The sequence below is a fragment of the Streptococcus mitis genome (assembly GCF_047459985.1).
Taxonomy (GTDB): Bacteria; Bacillota; Bacilli; order Lactobacillales; family Streptococcaceae; genus Streptococcus; species Streptococcus mitis_DZ.
In genome coordinates, this window is record NZ_JASHHD010000002.1 from 244,960 (window position 1) to 270,557 (window position 25,598).

Annotated in this window: 22 protein-coding genes; 5 read left to right on the top strand and 17 right to left on the bottom strand. The window is 41.8% G+C overall.

Annotated features, from left to right (window positions below; all coding sequences use genetic code 11):
* Both QM959_RS02740 and QM959_RS02745 read right to left on the bottom strand, forming a co-directional pair.
* A complete protein-coding gene (locus QM959_RS02740; protein WP_414371306.1) occupies nt 1-3,789 on the bottom strand; it encodes a sugar-binding domain-containing protein in 3,789 nt (1,262 codons plus the stop codon).
* 183 nt (nt 3,790-3,972) lie between these two features.
* Nucleotides 3,973-4,857, bottom strand: coding sequence for an SPFH domain-containing protein (locus QM959_RS02745; protein WP_025172052.1), 885 nt, complete (start codon nt 4,855-4,857; stop codon nt 3,973-3,975).
* Between the two features lie 289 nt (nt 4,858-5,146).
* Between QM959_RS02745 and QM959_RS02750 the strand changes: the two genes are divergently transcribed.
* Nucleotides 5,147-6,004, top strand: coding sequence for a 5'-nucleotidase, lipoprotein e(P4) family (locus QM959_RS02750; RefSeq protein ID WP_247935190.1), 858 nt, complete (start codon nt 5,147-5,149; stop codon nt 6,002-6,004).
* Nucleotides 6,005-6,642: 638 nt separating this feature from the next.
* Here QM959_RS02750 and adcA read toward each other — a convergent pair.
* The 13 genes from adcA to QM959_RS02815 all read right to left on the bottom strand — a co-directional run bounded on the left by adcA (nt 6,643) and on the right by QM959_RS02815 (nt 20,778).
* A complete protein-coding gene (gene adcA / locus QM959_RS02755; RefSeq protein WP_414371308.1) occupies nt 6,643-8,148 on the bottom strand; it encodes a zinc ABC transporter substrate-binding lipoprotein AdcA in 1,506 nt (501 codons plus the stop codon).
* Nucleotides 8,149-8,157: 9 nt separating this feature from the next.
* Entirely contained in the window at nt 8,158-8,964 is an 807-nt protein-coding gene (locus QM959_RS02760) for a metal ABC transporter permease (RefSeq protein WP_414371311.1), read from the bottom strand.
* On the bottom strand, nt 8,957-9,661 hold the full coding sequence (locus QM959_RS02765; RefSeq protein ID WP_247935187.1) for a metal ABC transporter ATP-binding protein: 705 nt from the start codon (nt 9,659-9,661) through the stop codon (nt 8,957-8,959). Before QM959_RS02765 ends, QM959_RS02760 begins: the two co-directional genes overlap by 8 nt.
* Nucleotides 9,661-10,101, bottom strand: a complete 441-nt coding sequence (gene adcR, locus QM959_RS02770; RefSeq protein WP_153224128.1) for a zinc-dependent transcriptional regulator AdcR — start codon at nt 10,099-10,101, stop codon at nt 9,661-9,663. The genes QM959_RS02765 and adcR overlap by 1 nt, the downstream gene beginning before the upstream one ends.
* A gap of 250 nt (nt 10,102-10,351) precedes the next feature.
* Nucleotides 10,352-11,620, bottom strand: a complete 1,269-nt coding sequence (dltD, locus tag QM959_RS02775; RefSeq protein WP_414371313.1) for a D-alanyl-lipoteichoic acid biosynthesis protein DltD — start codon at nt 11,618-11,620, stop codon at nt 10,352-10,354.
* Complete coding sequence (gene dltC / locus QM959_RS02780) at nt 11,613-11,852, bottom strand: D-alanine--poly(phosphoribitol) ligase subunit DltC (protein WP_050203593.1); 240 nt, start codon at nt 11,850-11,852, stop codon at nt 11,613-11,615. Before dltC ends, dltD begins: the two co-directional genes overlap by 8 nt.
* Before the next feature lie 13 nt (nt 11,853-11,865).
* Nucleotides 11,866-13,110 (bottom strand): D-alanyl-lipoteichoic acid biosynthesis protein DltB, encoded by a 1,245-nt coding sequence (gene dltB, locus QM959_RS02785; protein ID WP_414371316.1) that lies wholly within the window; start codon nt 13,108-13,110, stop codon nt 11,866-11,868.
* Nucleotides 13,107-14,657 (bottom strand): D-alanine--poly(phosphoribitol) ligase subunit DltA, encoded by a 1,551-nt coding sequence (gene dltA / locus QM959_RS02790; RefSeq protein ID WP_414371319.1) that lies wholly within the window; start codon nt 14,655-14,657, stop codon nt 13,107-13,109. Before dltA ends, dltB begins: the two co-directional genes overlap by 4 nt.
* A 20-nt stretch (nt 14,658-14,677) precedes the next feature.
* Nucleotides 14,678-14,809 (bottom strand): teichoic acid D-Ala incorporation-associated protein DltX, encoded by a 132-nt coding sequence (locus QM959_RS02795; RefSeq protein ID WP_000813667.1) that lies wholly within the window; start codon nt 14,807-14,809, stop codon nt 14,678-14,680.
* A gap of 221 nt (nt 14,810-15,030) precedes the next feature.
* The gene (locus QM959_RS02800; RefSeq protein ID WP_414371322.1) at nt 15,031-15,735 is read right to left on the bottom strand and encodes an MIP/aquaporin family protein; all 705 of its coding nucleotides are present in this window, start codon (nt 15,733-15,735) and stop codon (nt 15,031-15,033) included.
* 70 nt (nt 15,736-15,805) lie between these two features.
* A complete protein-coding gene (gene glpO, locus QM959_RS02805; protein WP_414371325.1) occupies nt 15,806-17,632 on the bottom strand; it encodes a type 1 glycerol-3-phosphate oxidase in 1,827 nt (608 codons plus the stop codon).
* Between the two features lie 47 nt (nt 17,633-17,679).
* The gene (gene glpK / locus QM959_RS02810) at nt 17,680-19,191 is read right to left on the bottom strand and encodes a glycerol kinase GlpK (protein ID WP_414371327.1); all 1,512 of its coding nucleotides are present in this window, start codon (nt 19,189-19,191) and stop codon (nt 17,680-17,682) included.
* Between the two features lie 159 nt (nt 19,192-19,350).
* The gene (locus tag QM959_RS02815; protein WP_414371330.1) at nt 19,351-20,778 is read right to left on the bottom strand and encodes a helix-turn-helix domain-containing protein; all 1,428 of its coding nucleotides are present in this window, start codon (nt 20,776-20,778) and stop codon (nt 19,351-19,353) included.
* Between the two features lie 164 nt (nt 20,779-20,942).
* Here QM959_RS02815 and hslO point away from each other — a divergent pair, with 164 nt between their 5' ends.
* Genes hslO through QM959_RS02830 form a run of 3 tightly spaced genes read left to right on the top strand, consistent with a single transcriptional unit; the run spans nt 20,943 to nt 23,335 of the window.
* Nucleotides 20,943-21,815, top strand: coding sequence for an Hsp33 family molecular chaperone HslO (hslO, locus tag QM959_RS02820; protein ID WP_414371333.1), 873 nt, complete (start codon nt 20,943-20,945; stop codon nt 21,813-21,815).
* The gene (dusB, locus tag QM959_RS02825; RefSeq protein WP_025169901.1) at nt 21,802-22,782 is read left to right on the top strand and encodes a tRNA dihydrouridine synthase DusB; all 981 of its coding nucleotides are present in this window, start codon (nt 21,802-21,804) and stop codon (nt 22,780-22,782) included. The genes hslO and dusB overlap by 14 nt, the downstream gene beginning before the upstream one ends.
* 1 nt (nt 22,783) lies before the next feature.
* Nucleotides 22,784-23,335: a cysteine hydrolase family protein gene (locus tag QM959_RS02830; protein ID WP_414371336.1), complete on the top strand. Its 552-nt coding sequence runs from the start codon at nt 22,784-22,786 to the stop codon at nt 23,333-23,335.
* Nucleotides 23,336-23,404: 69 nt separating this feature from the next.
* On the opposite strand, the gene QM959_RS02835 is transcribed toward QM959_RS02830, so the two are convergent.
* Nucleotides 23,405-24,103: a hypothetical protein gene (locus QM959_RS02835; RefSeq protein ID WP_414371339.1), complete on the bottom strand. Its 699-nt coding sequence runs from the start codon at nt 24,101-24,103 to the stop codon at nt 23,405-23,407.
* A 286-nt stretch (nt 24,104-24,389) separates the two neighbouring features.
* On the opposite strand from QM959_RS02835, the gene QM959_RS02840 reads away from it, so the two are divergent.
* Nucleotides 24,390-24,620 carry a hypothetical protein gene (locus QM959_RS02840; protein ID WP_414371341.1) on the top strand — a complete coding sequence of 77 codons (231 nt, stop codon included), beginning with the start codon at nt 24,390-24,392 and terminating at the stop codon, nt 24,618-24,620.
* 203 nt (nt 24,621-24,823) lie between these two features.
* On the opposite strand, the gene QM959_RS02845 is transcribed toward QM959_RS02840, so the two are convergent.
* Entirely contained in the window at nt 24,824-25,597 is a 774-nt protein-coding gene (locus QM959_RS02845; RefSeq protein WP_414371342.1) for an NUDIX domain-containing protein, read from the bottom strand.
* Nucleotide 25,598: the final 1 nt, after the last annotated feature.

Here is a 25,598-nt window from a genome sequence, read left to right on the forward strand (position 1 = left end):
CTACTTCCTATCTACATTTTTCTTAACTTTTTTGGCGTGTACTTGCAATTCTGTTAACGCTAGAGAGCTTGCCAAGTTTTCAAATCGAAGACGAAGGGCATAAGTTTCTACCTTGTCAAATTCAAAACCAAGCTCTTCATCCTTGTTGCTTGACACTTTTCTAATAGCTGATACAGGTCGCCAATTCTCCTCTTGCTTGAGCAGAGATTCCTTATCCAAATGATTTGGAGTCCGAGGCAAGCTAGGCTCATTCCCTACATAATAATCGATATAAGTAGGCTCCACTGCCACGTATTCTTGATTCTCAACATAATACAAGGTCACGTTATCCACAAATCGAGGTTTTAAAATGCCTGCATCTCCAAAAAGAATGCCCACGCTGGCTTTCTCTGACTTGGCAATCCAAGTATTGGCTGTCGATTTTTTCCGAGCAATGACCTTGTCATTGAGGTAAGAGGCTGGGTGATTCGGCTCCGAGTGGGAAGCAAAGACCAGAGGCAGGTTGGATCCTGTCCACTGATTGGAAATAACTTCCCCAGCTACACTGGTATCTGTCACATGAATGGTGACTGTTGCTGGCAACTCACAGCCCTCTACTTGTCCTGTAAGCACACATTCTCCTACCTGAGCATAGACTTGAGGATCGGGTTCATCCCAAGTCACCTTGGCCGTATCTCGTCTGCCATCTGACAAGACTAGCTTGACTCGGTCTGGTAAGTGTGGGGCTTCCTTGACAAGCGTCCAAACCCTTTCAGGCTCAATAGCGCAAATCTCTTGAACACAAACCTGAGCAGAAGCCTTTAAAGTCAGCCCCTCTATCTGACCATATACCGTAAATTCATGAAAGCTAGCTATATCTTCTTCGGAGATTACCTCCCAAACAACCTTGACTCGTTTTGCACCACCGAACTCATAGTCCACCAAGACTGAAGATGGTAGCTGTGGATAAGTTCCCCTATCTGTATACAAGCGAAGTGGTCGTACAGAAACTGCCTGCCCTAGTGAGGTATTTTCTGCAACCTGCAAATGAGTTTGATAGGTCTTCCCTTGATAAATGGCGCGAATAACCAAGTCGCCGGCAGACAAGCAATGAAGCACTCCCCGCTTGACAACGGCGTGGGCACTGCCACTCGTCTCCCAAATCACTTCACTATTCCCCACCTTGTTCACAGGGTTATCCACAGTTTGTGGATAAAGTCCAATAGCTGGGTAATCTCCCTCTTGCAAACCTGCCTGCTTGTCCACTCGAATCTCAAACAAGCGCTGATTTTTCACTGCTTGGGAATCCAAAGCCTCTCCCACTAAGAGATCAAAACTTGCTGACTCTAGCCCTCTGGCACTAGCTTTTACTCTCACCTGACCTGCCTGCTCCAAGCTCTGAACTAAGAGGACACCTCTGCCATGAAAGGCTTTTCTCTTAAGCTGACCATTTTTCTGAGCCTGATAACGTTCACGACTGGCCTGCCTACCGTTATCCACACCCACAATGCGAGCTGGTCCTTCAATTTCAAAATGAAGCTGATTGGAAGCACTCGGCACCCAATTTCCATCTTGGTCCAATACATCAAAATAGAGATAGAGGAGTTCTTGCCCATCTGGCTCCAGTTGTGTTTTCTCGGCATGTAGGTCAATCTTAGCAGACTTGCCTGCAGTCACTACCCTATCTTCTGCCACAATCTGACCTTGATGGTCATAGGCCACAGCATGCAATTCTCCTGGTTGATAAGCCAAACACCATTCGAGATAGAGTTGGTCAGAACCTTCTCCCTCTTGGTATTTTCTACCATCTGCAGTCCATTTTTCCTGAAAAGTCTTCCTGCCTTGAGATTTTCCATTGAGAAATAGCTCTACAGAACCAACATTTGAATACACTCGAACAGGGATATCCCCATACTTATCCACAACTTGTTGATAACTCTTGTGGATTTCCCAATTCCAGTGGGGCAAGATATGAACCATGGGATGCTGATTTACGTCCAACCACTGACTTTGATAGAGATAATAGTCATTTTTAGGAATCCCTGCCGTGTCCACAATCCCAAAATAGGAACTCTTGACAGGCGTGTCGTTTTGATTGTGCCAAGGAGTTGGCTCACCAATATAGTCCACTCCTGTCCAGATAAACTGACCTGCGTAGTCTAGCCGATTTCTATCTGCTATCCAAGAAGCCGTCGCTGTCTTTCCCCAAGGAACCCGATCATTGCCATAGTCTGACTGTTCAAAATTCCTCACGCGGCGATTATCTCCAACCCACTCCTTATCTGGGCGAAAATAGCTATCACGCGTCCGGGTGGCCGATGAGGTTTCAGATCCGTAAAGTCGCCACTTGGGATGTCTTTTGCGAATTCCATCAATATTGTCTTCTGAGTAATTCAAGCCCACTACATCCAGCAAATCAGCAATCTTTTCATGACCTCCAGAACCATCTCCAAAGCGGAATTGATCCATTCCCATGGTCACAAAACGACTATCATCCACTTCCTTTACCCTTCCTAGCAAGCGTTTGATAGTCTTCAGTGAATGAGCATCGCCATTTGCTTCACTAACTTCATTTCCCAAGGACCACATAAAGATGGCTGGATTGTTCTTACCACGCTCAATCATGATTCGCAAATCGTAATCTGACCAGAAGTCGCCTGCTTTCGCTTCGGGATGAGTCGCTTCTTCCTCAAAAAAGCGACCATAGTCATATTCTTTCTTACCTCCATACCAGGTATCAAAGGCTTCTTCTTGGATAAGTAATCCCATTTTAGCAGCCACATCCAGCAAGATACTACTAGCTGGATTATGGGTGATTCGGATCGCATTGACACCCATGTCCTTCATCTGGCGCAATCGTCTCTCAGCAGCTGACCTGTTTTCCACAGCTCCCAGCGCTCCGTAGTCATGGTGCAGACAAACTCCATGAATCTTCAACCAGCGACCATTTAGAAAGAAGCCCTTATCCGCTTGCCAATCCATATAGCGATAACCAAAGGTCTCCTCTTCTTCATCAACCAAAATGCCATTTTTGTAAAGTCGAGTCTTCAATTGGTAAAGGTGGGGATGGTCAATATCCCAAAGTAAAGGGTGAAAAATTGATATGGCTTGTTTGAAATGATGTTTTTCTCCAGAATCAATTACTAGAGAGTCTGTCGCCTGCCAGTCTGACAATTGCTGCCCTTCATGCCAGATACTCTGTTCCAAATACACCGACACGGACTGAGATCCATCATTTGAAACCTTACTTTCAAGCTGAGTTTCTACCCAAGATTGCCTTTGCTCCTTAAGCTTGGGACTTTCTATCTTAATCCCATATAAATCCAAATGCACCGAATCGGTCATCAACAATTTTACTTCTCGGTAAATACCGCTACCAGAGTACCAACGACTGCTAGGTTGCTGATTGTCCACAAAAACCGCAAGCTGGTTGGCCGTCCCATCGTTTCTTAGATAAGGCGTGATATCATAAGAAAAAGGTGTATAGCCATTGGGATAATAGCCCAGCACTTGCCCGTTGATATAGACTTGGGCATTCATGTAAACCCCGTCAAAGAGCAAACGCACCGAAACCAGACTGGCATCATCTTCCAAGTAAAACTGCGTCCGGTACCAAGCCTGACCCCCGTTTAACTGGCCACCCTCATTTTGCGCTGGCGAATACTGGTCAAAATCATTGTAAATACTCCAGTCATGTGGCACTTGAATAGCCTGCCAATTTTCCCTCTGAAAATCCGGCGCCAAGGCTTCTTCTTTTCCCACCTCCTGGCTAAAAAACCAGTGATTTCGAAAAACTTCTTCTCTTCTCATACAAGCATTCCTCTTTAAACGACTCAATTTACTTGACTATAACACAAAACAAAAGCGCTTTCAAGACTTCCTCCATCACTCACTAAATACTCGGAAAAGATTCTATAATTTGTGGAGGAGGATTTTAATCCTCAAGCCTAAAAGTCAACGCAAAAAGAGCCTGTTGCCAAGCTCTTTAGTCTATTATTTCTTCTCAGCGCGGAGGGCTGACAAGATTTGTGTACGGATATCATCCACACCATTTGGTGTATTTGGTAAAAAGATCGTTTGATTGCCTTTTGCAGCAAAGGTATTCAAGGTATCCAAATACTGGTTGGTCAAGAGGATGGACATGATTTGTTCTTCTGTCATGCCAACATTGGCTTCCTTGAGTTCTGTGATAGACTCTGCCAATCCATCCACAATCGCCTTACGTTGTTGGGCAATCCCCACACCATGGAGGCGGTCTTTTTCTGCTTCGGCTTCAGCTGCAGTGACGATTTTTATCTTGTCTGCTTCCGCCAATTCTTGCGCTGCAACCCGCTTACGTTGCGCCGCATTGATTTCATTCATGGATTGCTTAACTTCTGCATCTGGTTCGACCTTTGTAATCAAAGTTTTCACAATAATATAACCATAAGTAGTCATTTCTTCTGCTACTTGGTGTTGAACTTCAAGGGCAATCTCATCTTTTTTCTCAAATAATTCATCCAAGGTTAATTTGGGAACAGAAGAGCGAAGGGCGTCTTCGATATAAGATTTAATCTGAGATTCTGGACGCATGAGTTTATAGTAAGCATCTGTCACGCTTTGCTCATTGACACGGTACTGGGTCGCCACATTCATCATAACGAACACATTATCCTTGGTCTTAGTCTCAACCACAATATCGCTTTGCAACAAGCGCAACTGAATTCGCGCTGCAATCGAGTCAATCCCAAAAGGCAAGCGAATATGAATACCGCTATTGGCAACCTTTTGGTATTTCCCAAAGCGTTCAATAATCGCCACCGACTGCTGACGAACCACATAAACTGTACTCAGTGTGACTATCACCAATAGGAGTACACAAACCACTACAAAAATCATCAAAAATGTTGCCATTATCGTGACCTCCATCATTATTTTTCCTGTATTATAGCACATTTAAAGAAGGCTGTGCAGATTTTACTGCGATTTTTCCTGAAATGTCAATAATTAGAGGTGAATTGTCACATTGTCGTCTAATCTCTGGCTAAAACAACTCTTTATAAAATGCAATCGCTTTTTTCATTACATTAACTTCTGTAGAATCTACATCCATAGTCCGAGAATGACTTGCCTTAACTTTTCCCTCGTGCTATACTAGTGATTGAAATTAATGAATAGGAGATATTTCATGAAAACAGCAAAAACTACTGTTACAATCCTTTCTACACTTGCTTCTGTCGTCTTATTGGCTAGTTGTGCAACAAAGTCTACAGAAACACAGACAAGCAATAATAGCTCATCTGATAATCAGATTACAATGACATATGACCAACTACGGTCAAGAGAAAACACTATGTCAACCCTTTGGTATCAAAAATCAGCTGAAACTAAAGCTTTATACATACAGGGTTATAACGTTGCAACAAGTCACCTAAAGGAATTGCTCAAAACAGAATCAGACAAACCTTACTCTATCGTTTTAGACTTGGATGAAACTGTCCTAGATAATAGCCCTTATCAAGTACAAAATGTCAAAGATGGTACAGCATTTACACCCGAAAATTGGGATGTTTGGGTTCAAAAAGCTTCAGCAAAAGCCGTCCCAGGTGCCAAAGATTTTCTTCAGTTTGCTGATCAAAACGGTGTCCAAATCTACTATATTTCTGACCGCTCAGCTAATCAAGTAGATGCTACTATTAAAAATCTTGAAAGTGAAGGAATTCCTGTTCAAGGACGTGATCATCTTATGTTCTTAGAAAGTGGTGTAAAATCCAAAGAAGGTCGTCGCCAAAAAGTTCAAGAAAAAACAAACCTTATCTTATTGTTTGGTGATAACCTCGTAGACTTTGCAGATTTTTCTAAGACTTCTGAATCTGACCGTGATAAACAACTTGAAGAATTGCAAAAAGAATTCGGTGAAAAATTCATCATCTTCCCAAATCCAATGTACGGATCATGGGAATCAGCTGTATACGCTGGTAATAAACTAGATGCTAAAGGTCAAGTAGAAGAACGCCAAAAAGCCTTGCAAGGTTTTGATAAATAAAACAAATAAACTAATTCTACATAAAATAAAATTAGCTTACAATCTTCAAAAAGTGGATAGGAAGGAATTCTGATAATCAGAAAACTTTCCTATCCACTTTTATAATTGATATAACATCAAGCTTTTATACATCTGATACTATACTTTTTTTGATTTTAAAGACTTTTTGCCTATCCCCTATATTTCAAGAATTAAGCAAGCTTGATGGTCTAAATTTAATGTGTATACTATTTTTGTCATCGGTTACCGATTACGTTCCTTACGGTTCGTGAGAGGAGGTAAAACTAATGAACCTTGCCCCAGAGCTCGTTCTTACTATTATAGCGGACGTCATCGCTGGAATTATCTTGTATTTCGTTTGCAAATGGCTAGATGGTAAGAAATAGACCGAGTGACTAGCCTATCAACACCCGTTAAATCGCTAAGATACGTCAAAAAAGCCCTTAACTACGGCAATAGTTAGGGGCTTTGGTGTTCTAATGAACCTTATCAATTAACTACATTCTAGCATATAAACCCCGATATTTCAAGAGTTTTATTTATTTTTTAAGCGACTTATGTATCTGAAAGATCTATAATGAAGTTAGCCACCTAGTACTCAAAAACCGACTAGCTCCTATGAACTAGTCGGTTTCTCATCAATGCGCCAACATTTCTTGGGCGATTTCTTGACCAGATAGGTTATCTAGGTAGTAGGTTGGCCAGTTATCCATTTCTTCAAAGAGGGCTTCTTGGCTTGTTCCTCCAAAGAAGATATGGAAATGTTCTGCCTTCACTGGGGCGATATTGTGGTCACTAAACTGAACATACTTGAACTGTCCAGCATCCGCATCTGTCGCTTCAAAGAGGAAGCGCACGCCACGATTGCCTTTCTTGTAAGTCAAGATTTTCTTACCAACATACTTGTAGGTGAATTTCTTACTTTGTCCACCTTGAACAAATTCCATAGTGTTATCAGTGATGTTAATCTTAGTCACATCGGTCTGATAGCCTTTTGTATAGTAGGCCTTGTACTCAGCCTGAGTCATCTTACCAGTCAACTTAGCCTTGTAGTCAAAGACTTGATCAAACGTACCATCTTCAAGGAAAGGATAAACTGATTGCCAGTTACCTGCATAGTCACTCAAGGTGCGGTCCTTGACAGCTGTATCCTCAAAGTAACCATTTTGGACTGTCTTGGTATCCTCTTCCTTTTCAGGTTCGATAGCAGGGCCTTCTTGGTCTGTTGTTTGTTTTAGAGCCTTGAGGTTTTTCTCCATCACAGAAATGTAGTTTTCTCCAGCCTTGGTGTCCTCTTCTGTCAGACTTTCTAAAGGATTAAGGACATCTGTTTTGACACCTGCCTCTTTTGAAAGTGTGTTAGCAAGAGCTTGTGAAGCATTTTCTTCAAAGTAGATATAGGCAATTTTATTTTTCTTGACGTACTCTGTCAATTCCGCCAAGCGAGCTGCTGATGGCTCTGCATCTGGAGAAAGGCCTGAGATAGCAACTTGCTTGAGTCCATAGTCCAAGGCAAGGTAGTTAAAGGCTGCGTGTTGCGTTACAAAGCTCTTTTGTTTGGCTTGAGATAAGCCTTCTGCATAAGCCTTATCCAAGGCTTGCAATTTTTCGATATAGGCAGCTGCGTTCTTTTCAAAGGTCTCTTTTTTATCAGGATAATCTGCTGACAAGCTGTCACGGATGTGCTCTACTAGTTTAATGGCACGGACTGGTGATAACCAAACATGGGGATCGAACTCATGGTGATGACCTTCTTCTCCATGATCATGGTCTCCCTCTTCTTCCTCGCCACCTGGTAAAAGCAACATATCGCCTGTCGCCTTGATGGTTTTCACCTTTTTCTTATCCAAGGTATCTAGCAATTTAGGGACCCAGGTCTCCATGTTTTCATTTTCATAAACGAAGGTGTCTGCGTCTTGTATTTTGGCAACTGCCTTGGCAGACGGTTCATATTCATGGGGTTCTGTACCAGCACCGATTAGGAGTTCTACATTAGCAGTATCTCCTGCGACTTGCTTGGTAAATTCATAGACAGGATAAAAGGTTGTCACAATATTTAGTTTGCCATTTGCTTGCTTTTGATTGGAACAAGCTACTAAAAACAAGGCACATAGACTGGCTAGCAATAAGCTAATTTTTTTCACGTTAGTCTCCTATTTTATAAATCGTCTTACTAAACTGATTAGTATAAAGACAGTTACAAAAATAATGGTAATACTTGCACTTGCAGGTGTTTCTGCATAGTAGGAAATGTAAAGACCTGCTACCATTCCCAAAAATCCAATAGCACTGGCAAGCAGCATGACCGATTTAAAGTTTTTACCCAGACGCAGGGCAATACTAGCTGGTAAGACCATAATGGTCGATACCAAAAGAGCTCCCGCAGCTGGAATCATAAGGGCAATGGCCACCCCTGTCACCATGTTAAAAAGAATGGACATGGTACGAACAGGCAAGCCATCCACAAAGGCCGTATCTTCATCAAAGGTCAGGATATACATTGGACGAAGGAAGAGGAAGGTCAAGATCAAAACAACCGCTGCAATGACAAAGAGGGAAATAACCTGCTCTTCACTAATCGTCACGATGGAACCAAAAAGGTACTGGTCCAAACTCATTGAACTAGAGCTTTTACCCTTGCTCATGACAATCAGAGAAACAGCCAGACCTGTCGACATGAGGATAGCTGTCCCGATTTCCATAAAGCTCTTGTAAACCGTACGGAGATACTCCAGAAAGACCGCCGCAATCAAGACAATAGCAATAGTTGAAATAGTCGGAGAAATCCCCAGAACCAGACCAAAGGCTACACCCGAAAGTGAGACGTGGCTGAGGGTATCACTCATCAAACTCTGACGACGCAAGATGAGGAAGGTTCCCAATACCGGCGAGAAAAGACTCATGGCAATAACTGCCAAAAAGGCCCGTTGCATAAAATCATAAGACAGTAGATTAAGCATGCTCCACCTCCTGGTCACTTTCATGAACATTAAAGCAACGCCATGGCGAATCTTGGTCTCGAACCAGGTGGATGTTGCGATCTGCGTAGTCTTTGACTTCTTCTGGATCGTGAGTAATCATCAAAACAGCCTTGCCATGATGGTGGGCACTATGGTGCATAAGCTCATAAAATTCATTCTTGGTTCCTGCATCCATCCCTGTCGTCGGCTCATCCAAAATAAAGATATCCGGATCTGAAGCAAACATACGTGCGATAACAGCTCTTTGCTTTTGCCCACCAGAGAGAGAACCAATGCGTTTATCCCGATGCTCCCACATCCCAACAGAATCCAAACTAGCCTTGATGTGTTCTTCATCATGGGCATTCAAACGACGGAACCAGCCCTTTCTAGGGTATCGGCCTGATTTTACAAACTCATAAACAGTACTTGGAAAGCCCGCATTAAAACTAGAGATTTGCTGAGGAAGATAGGCAATTCTTAGTTTCGTCCCACGAGTGTTGGTCTTTGAAATAGTAACTTTGCCAAATCTTGGTTGAAGAATGCCCAGACTGGCCTTGATTAGAGTTGTCTTAGCGGCTCCATTTTCCCCTGTCAAGGTAACAAATTCCCCACTATCAACACTATAATTGATATGTTCAAGAACGGGCTCCTTATCATAATAGAAGGATAAATCCTCTACCGTAATATATCTCATTATTTGATTTCTCCTACTAAAGCAGTCAAAAACCGCTGAATCACTTTTTGTTCATTTGGAGTAAACTGAGTTGCCACTTGTTCATAGGTTAAAAGTGTATGCTCATGGTGATGATGATGCTCCTCAGCGATTGGACGAGCCAAATCAGTCAACTGATAAAAAATCACACGCGCATCCTTCGGATCTTTAGATGTTTCCAACATCCCTTCCTTGACCAAAGACTTAATGGCCTTGGTAACTGCTGCCTGGCTGACATTGAGGCGACGCGCCAACTCTGAATTTGTTAAAGATTCCTCTGACAAAAGCATGAGAATGTGCTCCTGAGTATTGGTCAGGGCCACCTCGCTAGTGCAATGACCTATTAGGATTTCATGCTGATTTTCAGATTTCAAGATAACCTCATTCAAAAAAGTATCAATTTCCTGCGCAAGCTGTCTCATGTGTTACTCCTTTCTTAACTATCACTTTTAGATAATACTCTTCGAAAATCTCTTCAAACTACGTCAGCATTGCCTTGCCGTACTCAAGTACAGCCTGCGGCTAGCTTCCTAGTTTGCTCTTTGATTTTCATTGAGTATAAAAGTACCGATAGTCACCGATTCTTTACTGGTTAATTATATCACAAACCAAAAAAGAGTCAAGAAAAAACGTGAAAATAGGCTTCATTCTTGAACTCTTCTATACTATTATCTATTGAAATTCCTTGACATCTCCATCATAAGTCGCCCAATCTTTGCTGAAAAAGCGCTCATTCAAATGATAAGTCGGAGCTGGTGTGGGATTAGACAGGAAAGGATCAACTGCCTTGTCAAAAGCCAACCAACCCAACCACCCAAGGTGAATAGTATCCTTCATAAAGAATGGTTCTCCACCATCCTTAGAAAAATCTGCTATATTTGTAAAACCTTGACTTTCTAACTGGTAACGAATCTTCTGCACCGTTTGTTGGTACATATCCTCCCGCAAACCAGCATAGTCCATCCATTTTTTATTAACAGGTGGAATGATAAAAATCGGGTTTACCTTGGATTTAGAAAACTGGGTTAACACTAATTGTAGGTCATTATATTCTGGCGACTTGAGATAGGTAAAGTTTTTCTGAGAATCCTTTAATTTCGTCAAATCCTTCTTAATCTGCGTATTATAGAAATAATTTTCCATTCCCAGATCATTATTGGAAGTATTCTTTTCAGCATCTGCTTTAACAATATCTTCTATGGCTTGATAAGAAAACTGGTCTGGCAAGGTCTTTAAATACTTACCTACATGCTTATCATATTTGAAATAGCCTCTAACCGAAAACTGACCAAAAAAGGAAGCTTGGCGCTCATTAAAACGAGCCAATAATTCAATCATTTTATCGTCTGCAGTCGACAGTTCTTCTTCACTTGCCAACTTCTGAACCAAATCCTTCATAGCTACGTTTGGGAACTGCTGCAGTAAGCGAGTCGCTGCATATTGACTAGCCTGATCTCCAGATTGATTTTCCAGAAAACTGGTCAACTGGTCTCCATTAAAATATTGTTGGAAGGCAGCTGGCTCATAGCCATTTTTACTGAACCACTGAGGTGAGATAACATACACAACTTGTTTATTCTCTAGCTGTGGTAACATCTGTTGCATTCCAAAATACTGATTGAGCGATGCAGCTCCTCTCTGTCCTAAAAGATAAGGGCGATAAGAACGATTGTATTTCTCAGCCAATACCGCAGGATGAGCTCCATCAAAACGAAGCCACTCACTGGAGCCAAAGAAGGGAACAAAACGCATATTTGGATCAGATAGGGCTCTGACCTTTTGACTCCTCTCCTTAAAACTTTCAATAGTAATAGCCACCGCCGAACGCTTTTCGACCCCCAAATCATGACGCATCTCAGTAGGATAAAAGAAAATGAGCAGAAAAACCAACAAACCAGCTATCAAGACCGGTCCGAAGATCATCCATAAGCGTTTAAGCATTTTGTAGCTCCACAATACCAGATATGATTTTATTGGCTGTATTCCAGTCGTCGCGACCAAACTCTGTTACAGGAACACGAATGTCAAAACGGTTTTCAATCTCCACAATTAATTCAACCGTCCCCATACTATCCAAGACACCTGCGTCAAAAAGATCTTCATCCATCATGTCAGAAACATCTTCCATAAACAACTCATCAATAATTTCGATAACTTCTGATTTGATATCCATATTTTATTTCCTTTTATTTTTTAAACCATAAATCATTCAAAAATCCAGAAAAGATTAAGAATGACAGCATGACGACATGGAAGGTGACCACCATACCAAGCAACTGAATCCAGCGATTCTCAGGTAGAGCAACCTTCCCTGCTTTTTTCCGCTCCTTATTGAGTGTTTTTCTCTTGCGAACCCAAGCATCATTGATGACCAATCCCAGTCCATGAAAGAGTCCATAGGCGATATAGTACCAGGTCACACCGTGCCAAAATCCCATAATCAGCATATTTACAATGTAAGCCACACTTGAAGTTACATTACGATTTTTAAAGACCTTCTTTCTGGTCAATACCATTACCATCCGCATAAAGACAAAGTCACGGAACCAGAAAGACAGGCTCATATGCCAACGATTCCAAAATTCCTTTAAATCCCTTGACAAAAAGGGCTTATTAAAGTTGATAGGACTACGGATTCCCATCAAGTTTGAGATGGCTAAGGCAAACATAGAGTAACCTGCAAAATCAAAGAAGAGCTCCAGACCAAAGGTATACATAACTGCCAAGGCATAGAGGTTAAAGAAACCACCTGCCTGCAAAGCTAGATTCTTCAGAGGAGGCAACAAGGTCTCTCCTAAAACATGAGCTAGGATAAACTTATACAAAAAGCCCCACATAATATAGCGAACAGATTCATCCAGCATATCCATCAACTCATCCCGCTCAGGAATGGTCTGATAATTTTCATTAAACCGTTTAAAGCGGTCGATTGGGCCACTTGAAAAGGTCGGCATGAAGAGAAGAAAGCGGAGGAATTCCCAGAGGGTAAAATCCTTAATCACTCCATCTCTCAGCTCGATGATAATCCCAACCGAACGAAACGTCAGGTAGGAAATTCCCAAGAACCCCAGCAAAGACTGCGTTCCATTGATAGCCGGCTGCACCTTGACAAAGATAATCGGAAGGAGGGACAGAAAACTAACTAGGTAGAAGACCCACTTGCCATCCTTACTTTTTCTATAGTGCTTGTAGAAAAGCAAGAGCAATATTTCCCAGCACAGATAAATACCCAAGGCGGCCAATTGATTAGTCTTCCCACCTACCAACATAGTGACGATGAAGAAGAGACTAACCAGTATTTCATACCAGGCAAAACGTTTCTTGAAAAAGAGACCGATAAAGATAGGCAAGGTTGCAGCTATCACATAGACAAAATACTGAGGATTACCATATGGCTCTAAATGAGGAAGCTGTTGAAAGAACTCCATCATCTGCTATTCACCTCGTTAATCAATCCTTTGATGTCAATCTTCCCATTTGGAGTCAGTGGTAAACTGTCTCGATAAAGGAATTTAGATGGCATCATGTAGGACATCATGATATCTGTCAAATCTTCCTTGATAGCCTTGGTAATATCGATATCACGTTCAAACTGTTCACGAACACCATCTTTTAAGATGACATAAGCCAGTAAATTTTGTACCTTGTGGTCCTTGTTATAACGTGGAACAGCAACAGCAGACTCGATAAAGCGAGACTTATTGAGGTTTTGAGAGACATCTTCTAACTCAATGCGGTAACCGTTAAACTTAATCTGGAAGTCCATGCGTCCACCGTAGAGAAGCAAGCCTTCATCTGTCATAGTTCCCACATCACCTGTGTGATAGGCTGGCAGTCCTTCGAACTCAAAGAAGGCTTCCGCTGTTTTTTCAGGATTGTTCATATAACCTTTTGAAACAGCTGGTCCAGAAACAATGATTTCTCCCTGTTCACCATTTGGCAGTTTCTTACCTTCCTCATCAATGATAAAGGTTGGAGAATCAGCCTTGGTATAGCCGATTGGTAGACGTTTGAGAGTCGCTAGCATCTCGTCTGTCACAGCAACAGCTGATAGGGCTACTGTCGCTTCTGTTGGGCCATAGGCATTGATAATACGGGCATATGGGAAACGTTCGCGCAGTTTTTGAGCCGTTTTAACCGTCAATTCTTCGCCATCAAAGTAGAAATGCGTGATTCCAGGCATTTTCTCACTGTTAAAGTCTTCTGACAACATGGCCATATCCGCAAAAGAAGGGGTTGATGTCCAGATAGCGATTGGCAATGAAAAGATGGTCGCAAAGAGTTGCTTAAAGTCTTGAGTAATGGCTGAAGGAAGAGCGAAGAGCGTACCACCTAGTGCCAAGGTCGGTGCCCAGTACATGACAGACAGGTCAAATGAATAAGGTGGCTGAGCCAGCATTTGCGGATGACTTGGCGTCGCAAATTCCTTATCCGTAATCATCCAGTTGGTAAAGCTGAGGAGGTTATCATGTGAAATCTGCACTCCTTTAGGCTTACCAGTTGTACCAGAAGTAAAGATAATGTAGTAGTTATCATCACCCTTGACTGGATGCGTAATCTCATAGCTAGTCCCTTGAGCAAAGGCTTCTTGAACCTGAGCTAGAGTCAACATCGGTGTAGAAACCTGCTCCAATGGAAAATCTGAGATGGCAATAATCAAGCTTGGCTCTGCTACTTCTAAAATAGCCGAAACTCGCTCCAAGGCCGAATGACTATCAATGGGAATGTAGGCATGACCTGACTTAGTCAACGCTACAAAAGTTGCCAACATTTCATATTCTTGGCCTCCAAAAACAACCACCGGAGACTTCTCTGGTAAATTCAGTTGGTCAATAGCTGCAGCCAAACTATCCGAATCAGCCTTTAAATCTCCATAAGTGTGTTCCTGCCCCAAAACATTGTAAACAGGATAGCTAGGCTGGGTCTGAGCAAAATGCTCAATGGTTTCAATCATATCTACTATTGGTTTATTTGACACAATAGGGATTCTCCTTCAAGTTAAAATTCATTATAGATAAAGCTTCCTTGACCCTGACCAAGATAGCTAAAGAAGTAAAGCAGCCCTAGAAAGATAAGAAAATACAAGGCTGTCCTACCAAGAAAGAGGTACAATTCTTTTCTCTGTTTCATCAAGAAAAACCATTCATTTCTGTAATTTTTGCTAAATAAGATGAACTCTTACTATAGTATTTTTCTACCATTGTACCACTTTCTCGGGTAATTTTTCAATTGTTTGCCGTAGATTTTCATTATATTTAAGCTAATTTTAAAATTATGCGGTTTTTCTATGTATATTTTAAAAAAGCCTGAGATTTTCATCCCAAGCCCTATCAACATAATTATTTTCTAGATTAGAAAAGTGAGAATACAAGCACAGCCAAGGCTGCTCCGATAACAGGTCCCACAACAGGGATCCAAGCGTAAGACCAGTCTCCGTCTCCCTTGTTTGGAATTGGTAAGATGCTGTGCATGATACGAGGTCCAAGGTCACGCGCAGGGTTCAAGGCATAACCTGTTGTCCCACCTAGTGATAGACCGATACCGACAATCAAGGTACCCACTGCAAAGGTTCCGATTCCTGCTTGAAGGTCATAAAGTCCCAAGGCAAAGATTGTCAATACCAATACAAAGGTTCCAAGGATTTCACTAATCAAGTTTGATACAGTATCTTTGATAGCTGGTCCTGTGCTAAAAGTAGCCAAAATATTTCCTGCATTTTCTTCTGCTTCGTAGTGAGGTTTGAATTGCAACCAAACCAAAATCTGACCAAACATAGCTCCTGCAAACTGAGCTAGGATATAAGGGAATACTGAAGCCCAAGGTAAGTCACCTTTTAAAGCCACACCAATTGTCACAGCTGGGTTTAAATGAGCTGGACTGAGTTTTCCAGATACAAAGGCTGCAACCGCAACTGCAATCCCCCAACCCATAGTAATCACAATCCAACCTGCATTGTTGCTCTTGGTTTTAGGAAGAACCACACCTGCTACAACACCGTTCCCTAGAAGAATCAGGATTAAAGTCCCTAGAAATTCTCCAAATAATTCATTCATCATATTTCTGTCTCCATTAAAAAGGAGGAAAGGGTAGACTAGGAGTCTTGCCCTCCACCTCTTTTATTTTTTCTTAATTTTTTAATTCTGCCAAATCATTGTTAGCGATGGCTACTTCTAAATCAGCACGGTAAGCTGCTTTTTCATCTTCTGTCCATTCATAGAATCGTCCCATTTCATCCAAAACTGGCTCTACGATGCTGTCCAAACTATCACGCATAAAGAGCATATGGTTGGTACGACGAAGAAGGAAGTCAACTGGGCTCAGAGCCAACTCATTGCGCATTGCATAGTGAAGCGACAAGGTATCCGCCAAGCTGAGTCCTGGTGCTTGTTCCAAACTATGAGCAAGAGCAAAGACCTTAGGTGCATTTGAACCATAGAGATTTGCTAGGTAATGAGCTTCCTTGCTATCCAAACCACGAGATACACCAAGTTCAGCAAAAGCCTCGATTTCTGTATCCACGCTTGCTGGGTTCAATTCACCACCTGAAACAGGATATGTCTTAGAGTTGATGAGTTTAAAGCTACGGTCAAATTCTGCTTTGAGGATATCAAGCACACGCTCCATAGCTCCTTCAGCCATCTTACGATAATCTGTGATTTTACCACCAGCAAGGGTCAAGAGACCATTGTCATCACGGTCCAAGCTAGATCCACGAGAAACCGCTGACGGATCCAAATGTTTCTCAGATGTGCTGCTTTCAAGCTTGCTAACAGCAGCCTCAACATCTTCACGAGTTTTTTCTTTAGTGAGGTAAGATTCAACAGTCGCAATCAAGTTGTTAAAGCTTTCATCACTGATGGTACCGTTATTTCCTCCATTGTAGTCAGAAGCGCTATTGCCTGCAATCAATGGACGAAGACCAGCCCAGCTACTTTCAATGTCAGCAACAGTAATGTTTGCTTCTGGGAAACGGTTATTGACAATACCAAGTAGGTAATCTACATCTTCTTGAGTTACTTTTGGATGTTCTAAATCACCTGTGTAGTCTGTGTCTGTTGTACCGAAGTAAGTCTTATTTTCACGTGGAAGTACAAAAACCATACGACCATCTCCCAAGCCTGTATCAAAGTAAACTGGTTGAGAAACCTTGATCTTGCTTGAATCAACTACCAAGTGAACTCCCTTAGTTGGACGCATTTGTGAGAATTGTGCTCCCTTATTAGACAAATTGCGTACCTTGTCACTCCAAGGACCTGTTGTGTTGATAACCAGACGAGCCTTAATTTCAAATACTTGATCAGTCAAGAGATCACGAGCTACCACACCTGTAATCTTGCCACTTTCGTCAAAGAGGAATCCTTCTGCTTTAACATGGTTGGCAATGAGGGCACCGTCTTGGTTAGCACGTTTAATATTTTCAATTACAAGACGGGCATCGTTGTTACGGAAGTCAAGATACACTCCACCTCCTACCAAGCCTTCTTTCTTCAAGTTTGGTTGGCGTTCTAAGACTTCTTCCTTGCTCAAGACCTTGTTAGCAGCTGGCGTATTGTTAACACCTGCCAAGAGGTCGTAAAGATCCATAGCTACTTTAAGACGGAAGAGACTAAAGGTTGCTCCATCTTCTTCATAAACTGGTAAGAGCATTGGGTCTGGTTTTGGAATGTGAGGTGCAATTTGTTGAACTACTGCACGTTCTGAAACCGTATCTGATACAACTTCTACGTCAAATTGCTTAAGGTAACGAAGACCTCCATGAACCAATTTAGTTGAACGGCTAGATGTTCCTTCTGCAAAGTCTTGCATTTCAATCAAACCAGTGTCAAGACCGCTAGCTGCCGCCTGCAAGGCTACACCAGCACCGGTGATTCCTCCACCGATAATCAAGAGGTCCAAGATACGTTCCTGCATTTTTTGAATTGATAATTCACGTGTTTTCTTTGAAAATTCCATTTTTACACACTTTCTAGTTAAGTCCTGTCATTGTTAAACTGATGTCATCAGTATGAGTCTTCTTCTGCAAAAACTTGAGTTGCTTTCACAGCCTTCTTCCAACCCTTGTAAAGTTGTTCCTTACGAGATTCGTTCATAGATGGTTCAAAGAGTTCTCCAGTCTCGTTCAAGAGCTTCAACTCATCCAAGTCTTTCCAGTAACCAACTGCCAAACCTGCTAGGAAGGCTGCTCCTAAAGCGGTTGTTTCCAAGTTTTTAGCGCGTGCAATGTCGATTCCCAAAATGTCAGCTTGGAACTGCATGAGGAAGTTGTTCATAGCTGCTCCACCATCCACTTTCAATACTTGAATAGCTGTTTGAGCATCCACCTGCATTGTGTCAATGATATCACGCACTTGATAAGCAATTGATTGAAGAGTTGCCTTGATAAAGTCTTCCTTACTTGTTCCACGAGTCAATCCAAAGACAGAACCACGTGCATTTTGATTCCAGTATGGCGCTCCCAGTCCTGTAAAGGCTGGAACGACATACACTTCATCATCGTTGTTAGAATCACGAGCATATTTTTCAGATTCTGGTGAGTTCTCTACCATACGAAGTCCATCACGAAGCCATTGAATAGCACTTCCTGCGATGAAGATTGAACCTTCCAAGGCATAGTAAACCTTGCCGTTGATTCCGTAACCAATCGTTGTTAAGAGGTTGTTTTCAGACAACTGCATTTCTTCCCCAGTGTTCATGATGATGAAAGAACCTGTTCCATAAGTATTTTTAACCATACCTGGTTCAAAGGCCAACTGTCCAAAGAGGGCTGCTTGTTGGTCCCCAGCCATACCTGAGATTGGAACTTCTCCACCATAGAAGTGGAATGGAGCTGTCTTACCGTAGATTTCAGAGTTAGAACGAACTTCTGGAAGCATAGCCTTAGGAATATTGAGGATTCCCAAAATCTCATCATCCCATTTGAGTTCCTTAATGTTATAAAGCATAGTGCGAGCTGCATTTGAATAATCCGTTACGTGAGACGCACCGTCAGTCAATTTCCAAACCAACCAAGTGTCGATCGTACCAAAGAGCAACTCACCTTTTTCAGCTCTCTCTTGAGCACCTTCAACATGGTCCAAAATCCAACGAACCTTGGTCGCAGAGAAGTAAGCATCGATAATCAAACCAGTCTTTTCATGGAACTTTTCCACATAGCCTTTGCTTTTTAGTTGCTCAGCTAAAGGAGCTGTCTGACGAGATTGCCAAACGATGGCATTGTAGATTGGAAGCCCTGTTTTCTTATCCCAAACAACTGTTGTTTCACGTTGGTTAGTGATTCCGATTGCTTCGATTTGACTTGGTTTCACACCACTTTCAATGAAAGCACCCGCAATAACAGACTGTACAGAATTCCAAATTTCATTAGCATTGTGTTCTACCCAACCTGCGTGAGGGAAAATTTGAGTGAACTCTTTTTGACTAGAGCTGACTTTTTCTCCTTTTTTATTAAAGATAATAGCACGAGAACTTGTTGTCCCCTGGTCAATAGCCATAATGAATTTTTCTTGTGACATGTGATGTCCTCCTCATAAAGATCTTGAGGATGTCTCCTCTTTACAGTAACTAGTATACAAAATAAAGCGCTTTCCTGTTTATCAATTTTTTTTAATTTTTAAAAAAATGTGAGGATATTGTGTAAATTTCACAAAAAAGACCTGGAACAACCAGGCCTTTTAAGTGAATAATAACTGACGAATCCCTGCCAAATCTTCCATATCCAAGTCGTTTTTTAAATAATAGACTGGTGTCTGTTCCTTCTTATGAATGGGGTTATTTGTAACCAGTAAATCATAATGCCGAGTTCGGTCATAGGCTTCAATGGTAATAAAACGATTGTATTCCAAATACCGTTTCAAAATGGCTGCCATCCTTGAAAAGACAAGAAAACCAGAGGTTAAATCCAGACCAATCCGCATATGCTGGCCACCATTTTCTGCCATATATTCCATCAACTGGAGCCATTCCCAGAGAATTTTCTTATCTAAATCCGTCCCCTGATGAAAGGCAGGTAGAGCATGAAAAATCTCCTCTGCCGTTCCCCTAAAATCATGTTCCATCAGCAAATAAGGATGACAATTCTCTAACTGGTACTTATAGCGGTCCTGTAAAATATAACCCTTGTATAAATAGACTTGAGCACAAAGCTGACTGAGTTCATAGGTGACATGGTCCTCTGTATAACCGCCCAGCAACTCCTCCTTCTTCATTTCTTGAATCAATTGCGTCAGCAAATCTGCCAACTGCCCTCCAAAACCAAGGATATACTCCATAGTATGAAGAGGAAGAATGCGATGAGATAGGAGGAAAGAAAAGAATATCATCATCTCCCCATCCTCAGTTCCTAGAGGAAGGTGTTGCCCAGCAAAAAAGGACTGAGCTTTTCGATGCAAACGAAGGTAGAAAATATTGTCAAAATACCCTCGCATTTTCTCTTCTATCACTTGAAACTGACAGGCATTGACCCGAAGACGTTGTTGACTGATGTGAGCCCATAAAACCAAGTCCAGTTTCTGTCCTGGAGATAAGCTCGCACCACAGATTTCTTCTAGTGTAGCAATCTCCTTTTTTCTCTCTAGTTTTTGCAGGTGACCTTCCCATTCCTGACTCGACCAGACCTTGCGGAAAAGACAGAAATAGAAATAGCGAATCTGATGTTCTGGGCCACGCAACCGCCCATTTTGAATAGATAAGTCAAACTCGGATAAAATCTGGTTTAAACTTGATAAATGACGACCAAGCGTAGCCTCACTAATCATCAATTCTTGAGCCAGCTGATGTGCTAAAAACTGCTGATGATAAAGAAGATAGACTAAAATTTGGTATTTTATGGCATTTTCTAAAAATAGGCTTCGAATCTCTCTCCCCTTGACTGCAGGACCAATTGATAAACATAGATTTTCATCTTCTGAGTGAATAGTCAGCTCTAAGCCACTGTCCAAAGCCTTATCATTGAGCAGGGTGACATATTTTGTTAGGGTTGCTTTTGAAAATCCTGTTTCCTCCATCACAGCCTTGACGGTCGTCTGAGAATCTTGTAGTAGAAAGGAAAGGATTGAAAATTGGCCCGATTCAGCCTTTTCCATCAAGTCGCCTAAATACATTTGTTACCCCTTTCATTTTCTTCCTTTAGAATAACACAAAACTTAAAAATGATGAAACAATCTGTTTCTATTTTTATTTTCATGATGATTTCCTAGTCCATTATCCTGAAAATCAGCAAACACACGGCTCCCCCTTTGGGCATTTTTATGCTAAAATAGTAGCTATGGATAAAATTATTAAAACTATATCAGAAAGCGGCGCTTTTCGTGCTTTTGTCCTTGATAGCACAGAAACCGTCCGCACTGCTCAAGAAAAACACCAAACCCAAGCTAGCTCAACTGTAGCGCTTGGTCGAACTCTTATCGCCAGCCAGATTCTCGCAGCCAATGAAAAAGGAAATACCAAACTAACCGTTAAAGTACTGGGATCTAGCTCTCTAGGGGCTATCATCACCGTCGCTGATACCAAGGGGAATGTCAAAGGTTACGTTCAAAATCCTGGTGTTGACATCAAAAAGACTGCAACTGGTGAAGTTCTAGTTGGACCTTTTGTTGGAAATGGTCACTTCCTCGTTATCACAGACTATGGCACTGGAAATCCTTACAACTCTATGACTCCCCTCATCTCTGGAGAAATCGGTGAAGACCTTGCCTTTTACCTGACTGAAAGCCAACAAACCCCTTCAGCAGTCGGTCTCAATGTCCTTTTGGACGAAGAAGACAAGGTTAAGGTTGCAGGCGGTTTCCTAGTTCAAGTCTTGCCAGGAGCCAAGGAAGAAGAGATTGCTCGCTTTGAAAAACGCATCCAAGCAATGCCAGCTATCTCGACACTTCTAGAAAGCGAAGACCATATCGAAGCACTCCTCAAGGCTATCTACGGTGACGAGGCCTACAAGCGTCTTTCTGAAGAAGAAATCCGTTTCCAATGTGACTGTAGCCATGAACGCTTTATGAACGCTCTTGCCAGCCTTCCAAGCTCAGACTTGCAAAAAATGAAAGAGGAAGACCACGGGGCAGAAATTACTTGTCAATTCTGCCAAACAACTTACAACTTTGATGAAAACGATCTGGAGGAACTCATTCGTGACAAATCTTAATACACCTTTTATGATTGGCAATGTTGAGATTCCCAATCGTACCGTTTTAGCACCCATGGCTGGTGTCACCAACTCAGCCTTTCGTACTATTGCAAAAGAACTCGGAGCTGGACTCGTTGTGATGGAGATGGTCTCTGACAAAGGAATCCAATACAACAATGAAAAAACCCTGCACATGCTTCATATCGATGAGGGCGAAAACCCTGTCTCTATCCAACTTTTTGGTAGCGATGAAGACAGCCTAGCACGCGCAGCAGAATTCATCCAAGAAAACACCAAGACCGATATCGTGGATATCAACATGGGCTGCCCAGTTAACAAAATCGTGAAAAATGAAGCTGGTGCCATGTGGCTCAAGGACCCAGATAAGATTTACTCTATTATCAACAAGGTCCAATCTGTCCTTGATATCCCACTCACTGTTAAAATGCGTACAGGATGGGCTGATCCATCTCTGGCAGTAGAAAATGCCCTCGCTGCTGAAGCTGCAGGTGTTTCTGCCCTCGCCATGCATGGCCGTACCCGTGAGCAAATGTACACAGGTCACGCAGACCTTGAGACTCTTCACAAGGTCGCTCAAGCTCTGACCAAGATTCCCTTCATCGCCAACGGTGATATCCGTACGGTTCAAGAAGCCAAACAACGTATCGAAGAAGTCGGTGCTGACGCAGTCATGATTGGCCGCGCTGCTATGGGAAATCCGTATCTCTTCAACCAAATCAACCATTACTTTGAAACAGGAGAAATCCTACCTGATTTGACCTTTGAAGATAAGATGAAAATCGCCTACGAACACTTGAAACGATTGATTAACCTCAAAGGGGAAAACGTCGCAGTTCGTGAATTCCGTGGCCTCGCTCCACACTACCTCCGTGGAACATCTGGCGCTGCCAAACTCCGTGGAGCCATTTCACAAGCTAGCACCCTAGCAGAGATTGAAGCCCTCTTACAATTGGAGAAAGCTTAAAATGGTTCATACTGCTCTACTGGTTATCGATATGCAAAAAGCATTTGATAGCCCTATCTGGGGAGAACGAAACAACCCTCAAGCTGAACATCAAGCATTGAGGGTACTGGCATACTTTCGTAAACACGCTCTTCCAGTCTTACATGTTCAACACATATCTGACAATCCCCAGTCGCAATTTCATAACAAACAAAATCAAGTGTTTAAAAATGGATTTGAACCGATCACCTCAGAACCTGTCTTTCAAAAAAAGGTTAATAGCGCCTTTATTGGAACAAATCTTGAAACATATTTACGAAAAAAACAGATTGGTCATTTAGTCGTTGTTGGTTTGACTCTGCCTCATTGTGTATCTACTACTACAAGAATGGCAGCAAATCTTGGTTTTAAAGTCACTTTACTAGCAGATGCTACTGCCAGTTTTACCCTATCTAACACAAACGGTCAAGCCATCTCTCCTGAGACTATCCATGAGATTAATCTCCTTTCTCTACAAGATGAGTTTGCTCAAATTCTTACTACAGAAGAATTTTTAACCCAAATACAAGTATAAAATAATCCGTCAACTCTTATTGAGCTGACGGATTTTCTTTGATTGTAAAAATTCAAATACTGAGAGTTATTATTGACTCAAAGCAACACTGGAAACCTTACCATCTGCTCCTGTTGTAATTTGGATGATTTTTCCTCCACCGATTTTGGCATTATACTTACCATCGTCAAGAGTATAAGAATAACCTTTGATAGAGTAATTTTCTTTCTTTCCATCAGCAGATTCTACTGTAAATTGACCACCTGATGAAACTGTGATGGTTTCGCCATTGGCTCCCTTCCAATTGCCCGCTGCAGCTGAGAAATCACCATCTACCATGGTTAAAACACCCTTGTAGCGTTTATTTTGCTCTGCTTGCTTGTCTTGAAGTTTGCGGTCAGTTGTTGGATCATAGCTTGATTGGTTAGACTGAGTTTGAGAAGCCTGTTGAGTTGAAGGAGCCTGAGCAGGAGTTTGTTGACTAGCAGCCTGTTGATTAGCTACTTCTTGACCTTGTCTTTGCTCTGTTGCAGGTGCCGCTTGTGATGGTGTTACAGTTGCTGAAGACTGGTTGTTAGACGTCTTGGCCTTTTCAGATGAAGCTGAACTTGAGGACTTCTGAGTCTTGCCTTCTTTGCTAGAAGAAGCTGCTTTAGAGCTTGATGATTGGCTTGTCTTAACAGAACTGCTTGCTTGAGTTGTTTCCTTTTTATTTCCACAAGCTCCTAATAGCAAGGTAGAAGCCAATACAGTCGCTGCCATCAATTTGATATAGGTTTTCTTTTTCATTTTTTCACTCCTTTGTAATACTTTAGAAATATTAAGAAATCTTTTTGTAATACAATTGTAACATTGTGATTTAAATGTGTCAACTATTTATCTAAACTATTTTAAAAATCTTAAATACTTTAGATACATTTACTCCTCCTACTCTTCTATTCGTAATCTAATAGAAAAAACAGATATAAATTCCTATTTTGTTTAAAATTTTTTAAATCACTCCTGTGTAGCCGCTTGCATTTTTTTCTTGAAGGGCTATAATAAAATTGAAATAGGATATTGGAGGTGTAGGCTTATGTTAAGCAACTATTACAAGTATCTTCCTTGGTTGATTTTAGGTGCTTTCACTTCTTATGGGTCAGCTACTCATTACGCTCAAACAACATTTGATTTGTTCTACCTAACTGCCATTTTCATGATTGTCTATATAGCTTTATTGTATTTACACGAAACCTACTTAAAATATAAATACAAAGATTTATTCATTCGAATTATGAGCAATTCTAATAAAGATAAACATTCTTAGTAGCCAAAAAAGAGGTCGGGAAAAATCCCGACCTCGCTTTTTTATGACTAATAAGTCTTTGACACGATGGCTGAATTGACTTTTGACACAAACTTTATGTTCTCAATTCTCAAGCTTGAACCAGCCATCAGATTTGTTGAAACTTCTCAGGATTTAGACTAGGAAACCGATACTTGGTCTATCGATTTCGGTCCCCAAGCCTTTTATTTCAATCGATAGGTTTTCCTTGGTTTCTTTTTAGGTACTCGTTTGAGTCCGACTTCTTCTACATATTCTCCGTATTTTACGAGAAAGTTATTGCTGACGATTGGGCGACCTGGGTTGATAAGATTGACCAGCTCAGTTCCTTCATAGACAGTGAACTCCTCCTCTAACAGATAGAGGAAGGTCGGATTCCAGTCAAGTCGTCCTTGGATTCGTTTAATAGACTCTTGGATAATGGCATAATGGTCAAAGGCGAAGGCGTGCTCCTCTAACTCTAGTCCCTCTAAGAAGCACTTGCCCGTCTGAAAATCGACATCTACGAAAACAACATCCTTGGCATCGTCTCCTGCCTGAACGAGGTCTAATGCGCGGCTAGGTAGATATACCAAGTGGGCAATGGTCACTGTCCAGCCCCGTGGGTCACGGCCGGGGGTAGATACGGTCATCAATTGCTCAATTTTTTCCAAAGGAAGATCGAGGTTGACCTCTTCTCTTACCTCACGCTGACAGGCATGCGCAGCATCCTCTCCCTTATCCATAAAGCCTCCAACCAGAGCCAAACAGTTTTGATAAGGGTGGGCCTTGCGACGAATCAGCAAGAGTTTGATCTTTCCTTCGACAAAGCAGTAAGCCACCATATCTACTGTCACACTTGGTTTTTCATATTGAGGGAGTTCCAGATTGTAGTACCAATCTAAAAATTCCTTCTCAGTCGCATGAATCTCAAAATATTCTCTTTCTGTCATTCCAGCTGGGATTATCGTTTCAGTCATC

Coding starts and splice junctions, on each gene's coding strand:
- QM959_RS02740 (WP_414371306.1), bottom strand. CDS start 3,789: ATGAGAAGAGAAGAAGTTTTTCGAAATCACTGGTTTTTTAGCCAGGAG.
- QM959_RS02745 (WP_025172052.1), bottom strand. CDS start 4,857: ATGATTTTTGTAGTGGTTTGTGTACTCCTATTGGTGATAGTCACACTG.
- QM959_RS02750 (WP_247935190.1), top strand. CDS start 5,147: ATGAAAACAGCAAAAACTACTGTTACAATCCTTTCTACACTTGCTTCT.
- QM959_RS02760 (WP_414371311.1), bottom strand. CDS start 8,964: ATGCTTAATCTACTGTCTTATGATTTTATGCAACGGGCCTTTTTGGCA.
- QM959_RS02765 (WP_247935187.1), bottom strand. CDS start 9,661: ATGAGATATATTACGGTAGAGGATTTATCCTTCTATTATGATAAGGAG.
- adcR (WP_153224128.1), bottom strand. CDS start 10,101: ATGAGACAGCTTGCGCAGGAAATTGATACTTTTTTGAATGAGGTTATC.
- dltD (WP_414371313.1), bottom strand. CDS start 11,620: ATGCTTAAACGCTTATGGATGATCTTCGGACCGGTCTTGATAGCTGGT.
- dltC (WP_050203593.1), bottom strand. CDS start 11,852: ATGGATATCAAATCAGAAGTTATCGAAATTATTGATGAGTTGTTTATG.
- dltB (WP_414371316.1), bottom strand. CDS start 13,110: ATGATGGAGTTCTTTCAACAGCTTCCTCATTTAGAGCCATATGGTAAT.
- QM959_RS02795 (WP_000813667.1), bottom strand. CDS start 14,809: ATGAAACAGAGAAAAGAATTGTACCTCTTTCTTGGTAGGACAGCCTTG.
- QM959_RS02800 (WP_414371322.1), bottom strand. CDS start 15,735: ATGATGAATGAATTATTTGGAGAATTTCTAGGGACTTTAATCCTGATT.
- glpO (WP_414371325.1), bottom strand. CDS start 17,632: ATGGAATTTTCAAAGAAAACACGTGAATTATCAATTCAAAAAATGCAG.
- glpK (WP_414371327.1), bottom strand. CDS start 19,191: ATGTCACAAGAAAAATTCATTATGGCTATTGACCAGGGGACAACAAGT.
- QM959_RS02815 (WP_414371330.1), bottom strand. CDS start 20,778: ATGTATTTAGGCGACTTGATGGAAAAGGCTGAATCGGGCCAATTTTCA.
- hslO (WP_414371333.1), top strand. CDS start 20,943: ATGGATAAAATTATTAAAACTATATCAGAAAGCGGCGCTTTTCGTGCT.
- QM959_RS02830 (WP_414371336.1), top strand. CDS start 22,784: ATGGTTCATACTGCTCTACTGGTTATCGATATGCAAAAAGCATTTGAT.
- QM959_RS02835 (WP_414371339.1), bottom strand. CDS start 24,103: ATGAAAAAGAAAACCTATATCAAATTGATGGCAGCGACTGTATTGGCT.
- QM959_RS02840 (WP_414371341.1), top strand. CDS start 24,390: ATGTTAAGCAACTATTACAAGTATCTTCCTTGGTTGATTTTAGGTGCT.
- QM959_RS02845 (WP_414371342.1), bottom strand. CDS start 25,597: ATGACTGAAACGATAATCCCAGCTGGAATGACAGAAAGAGAATATTTT.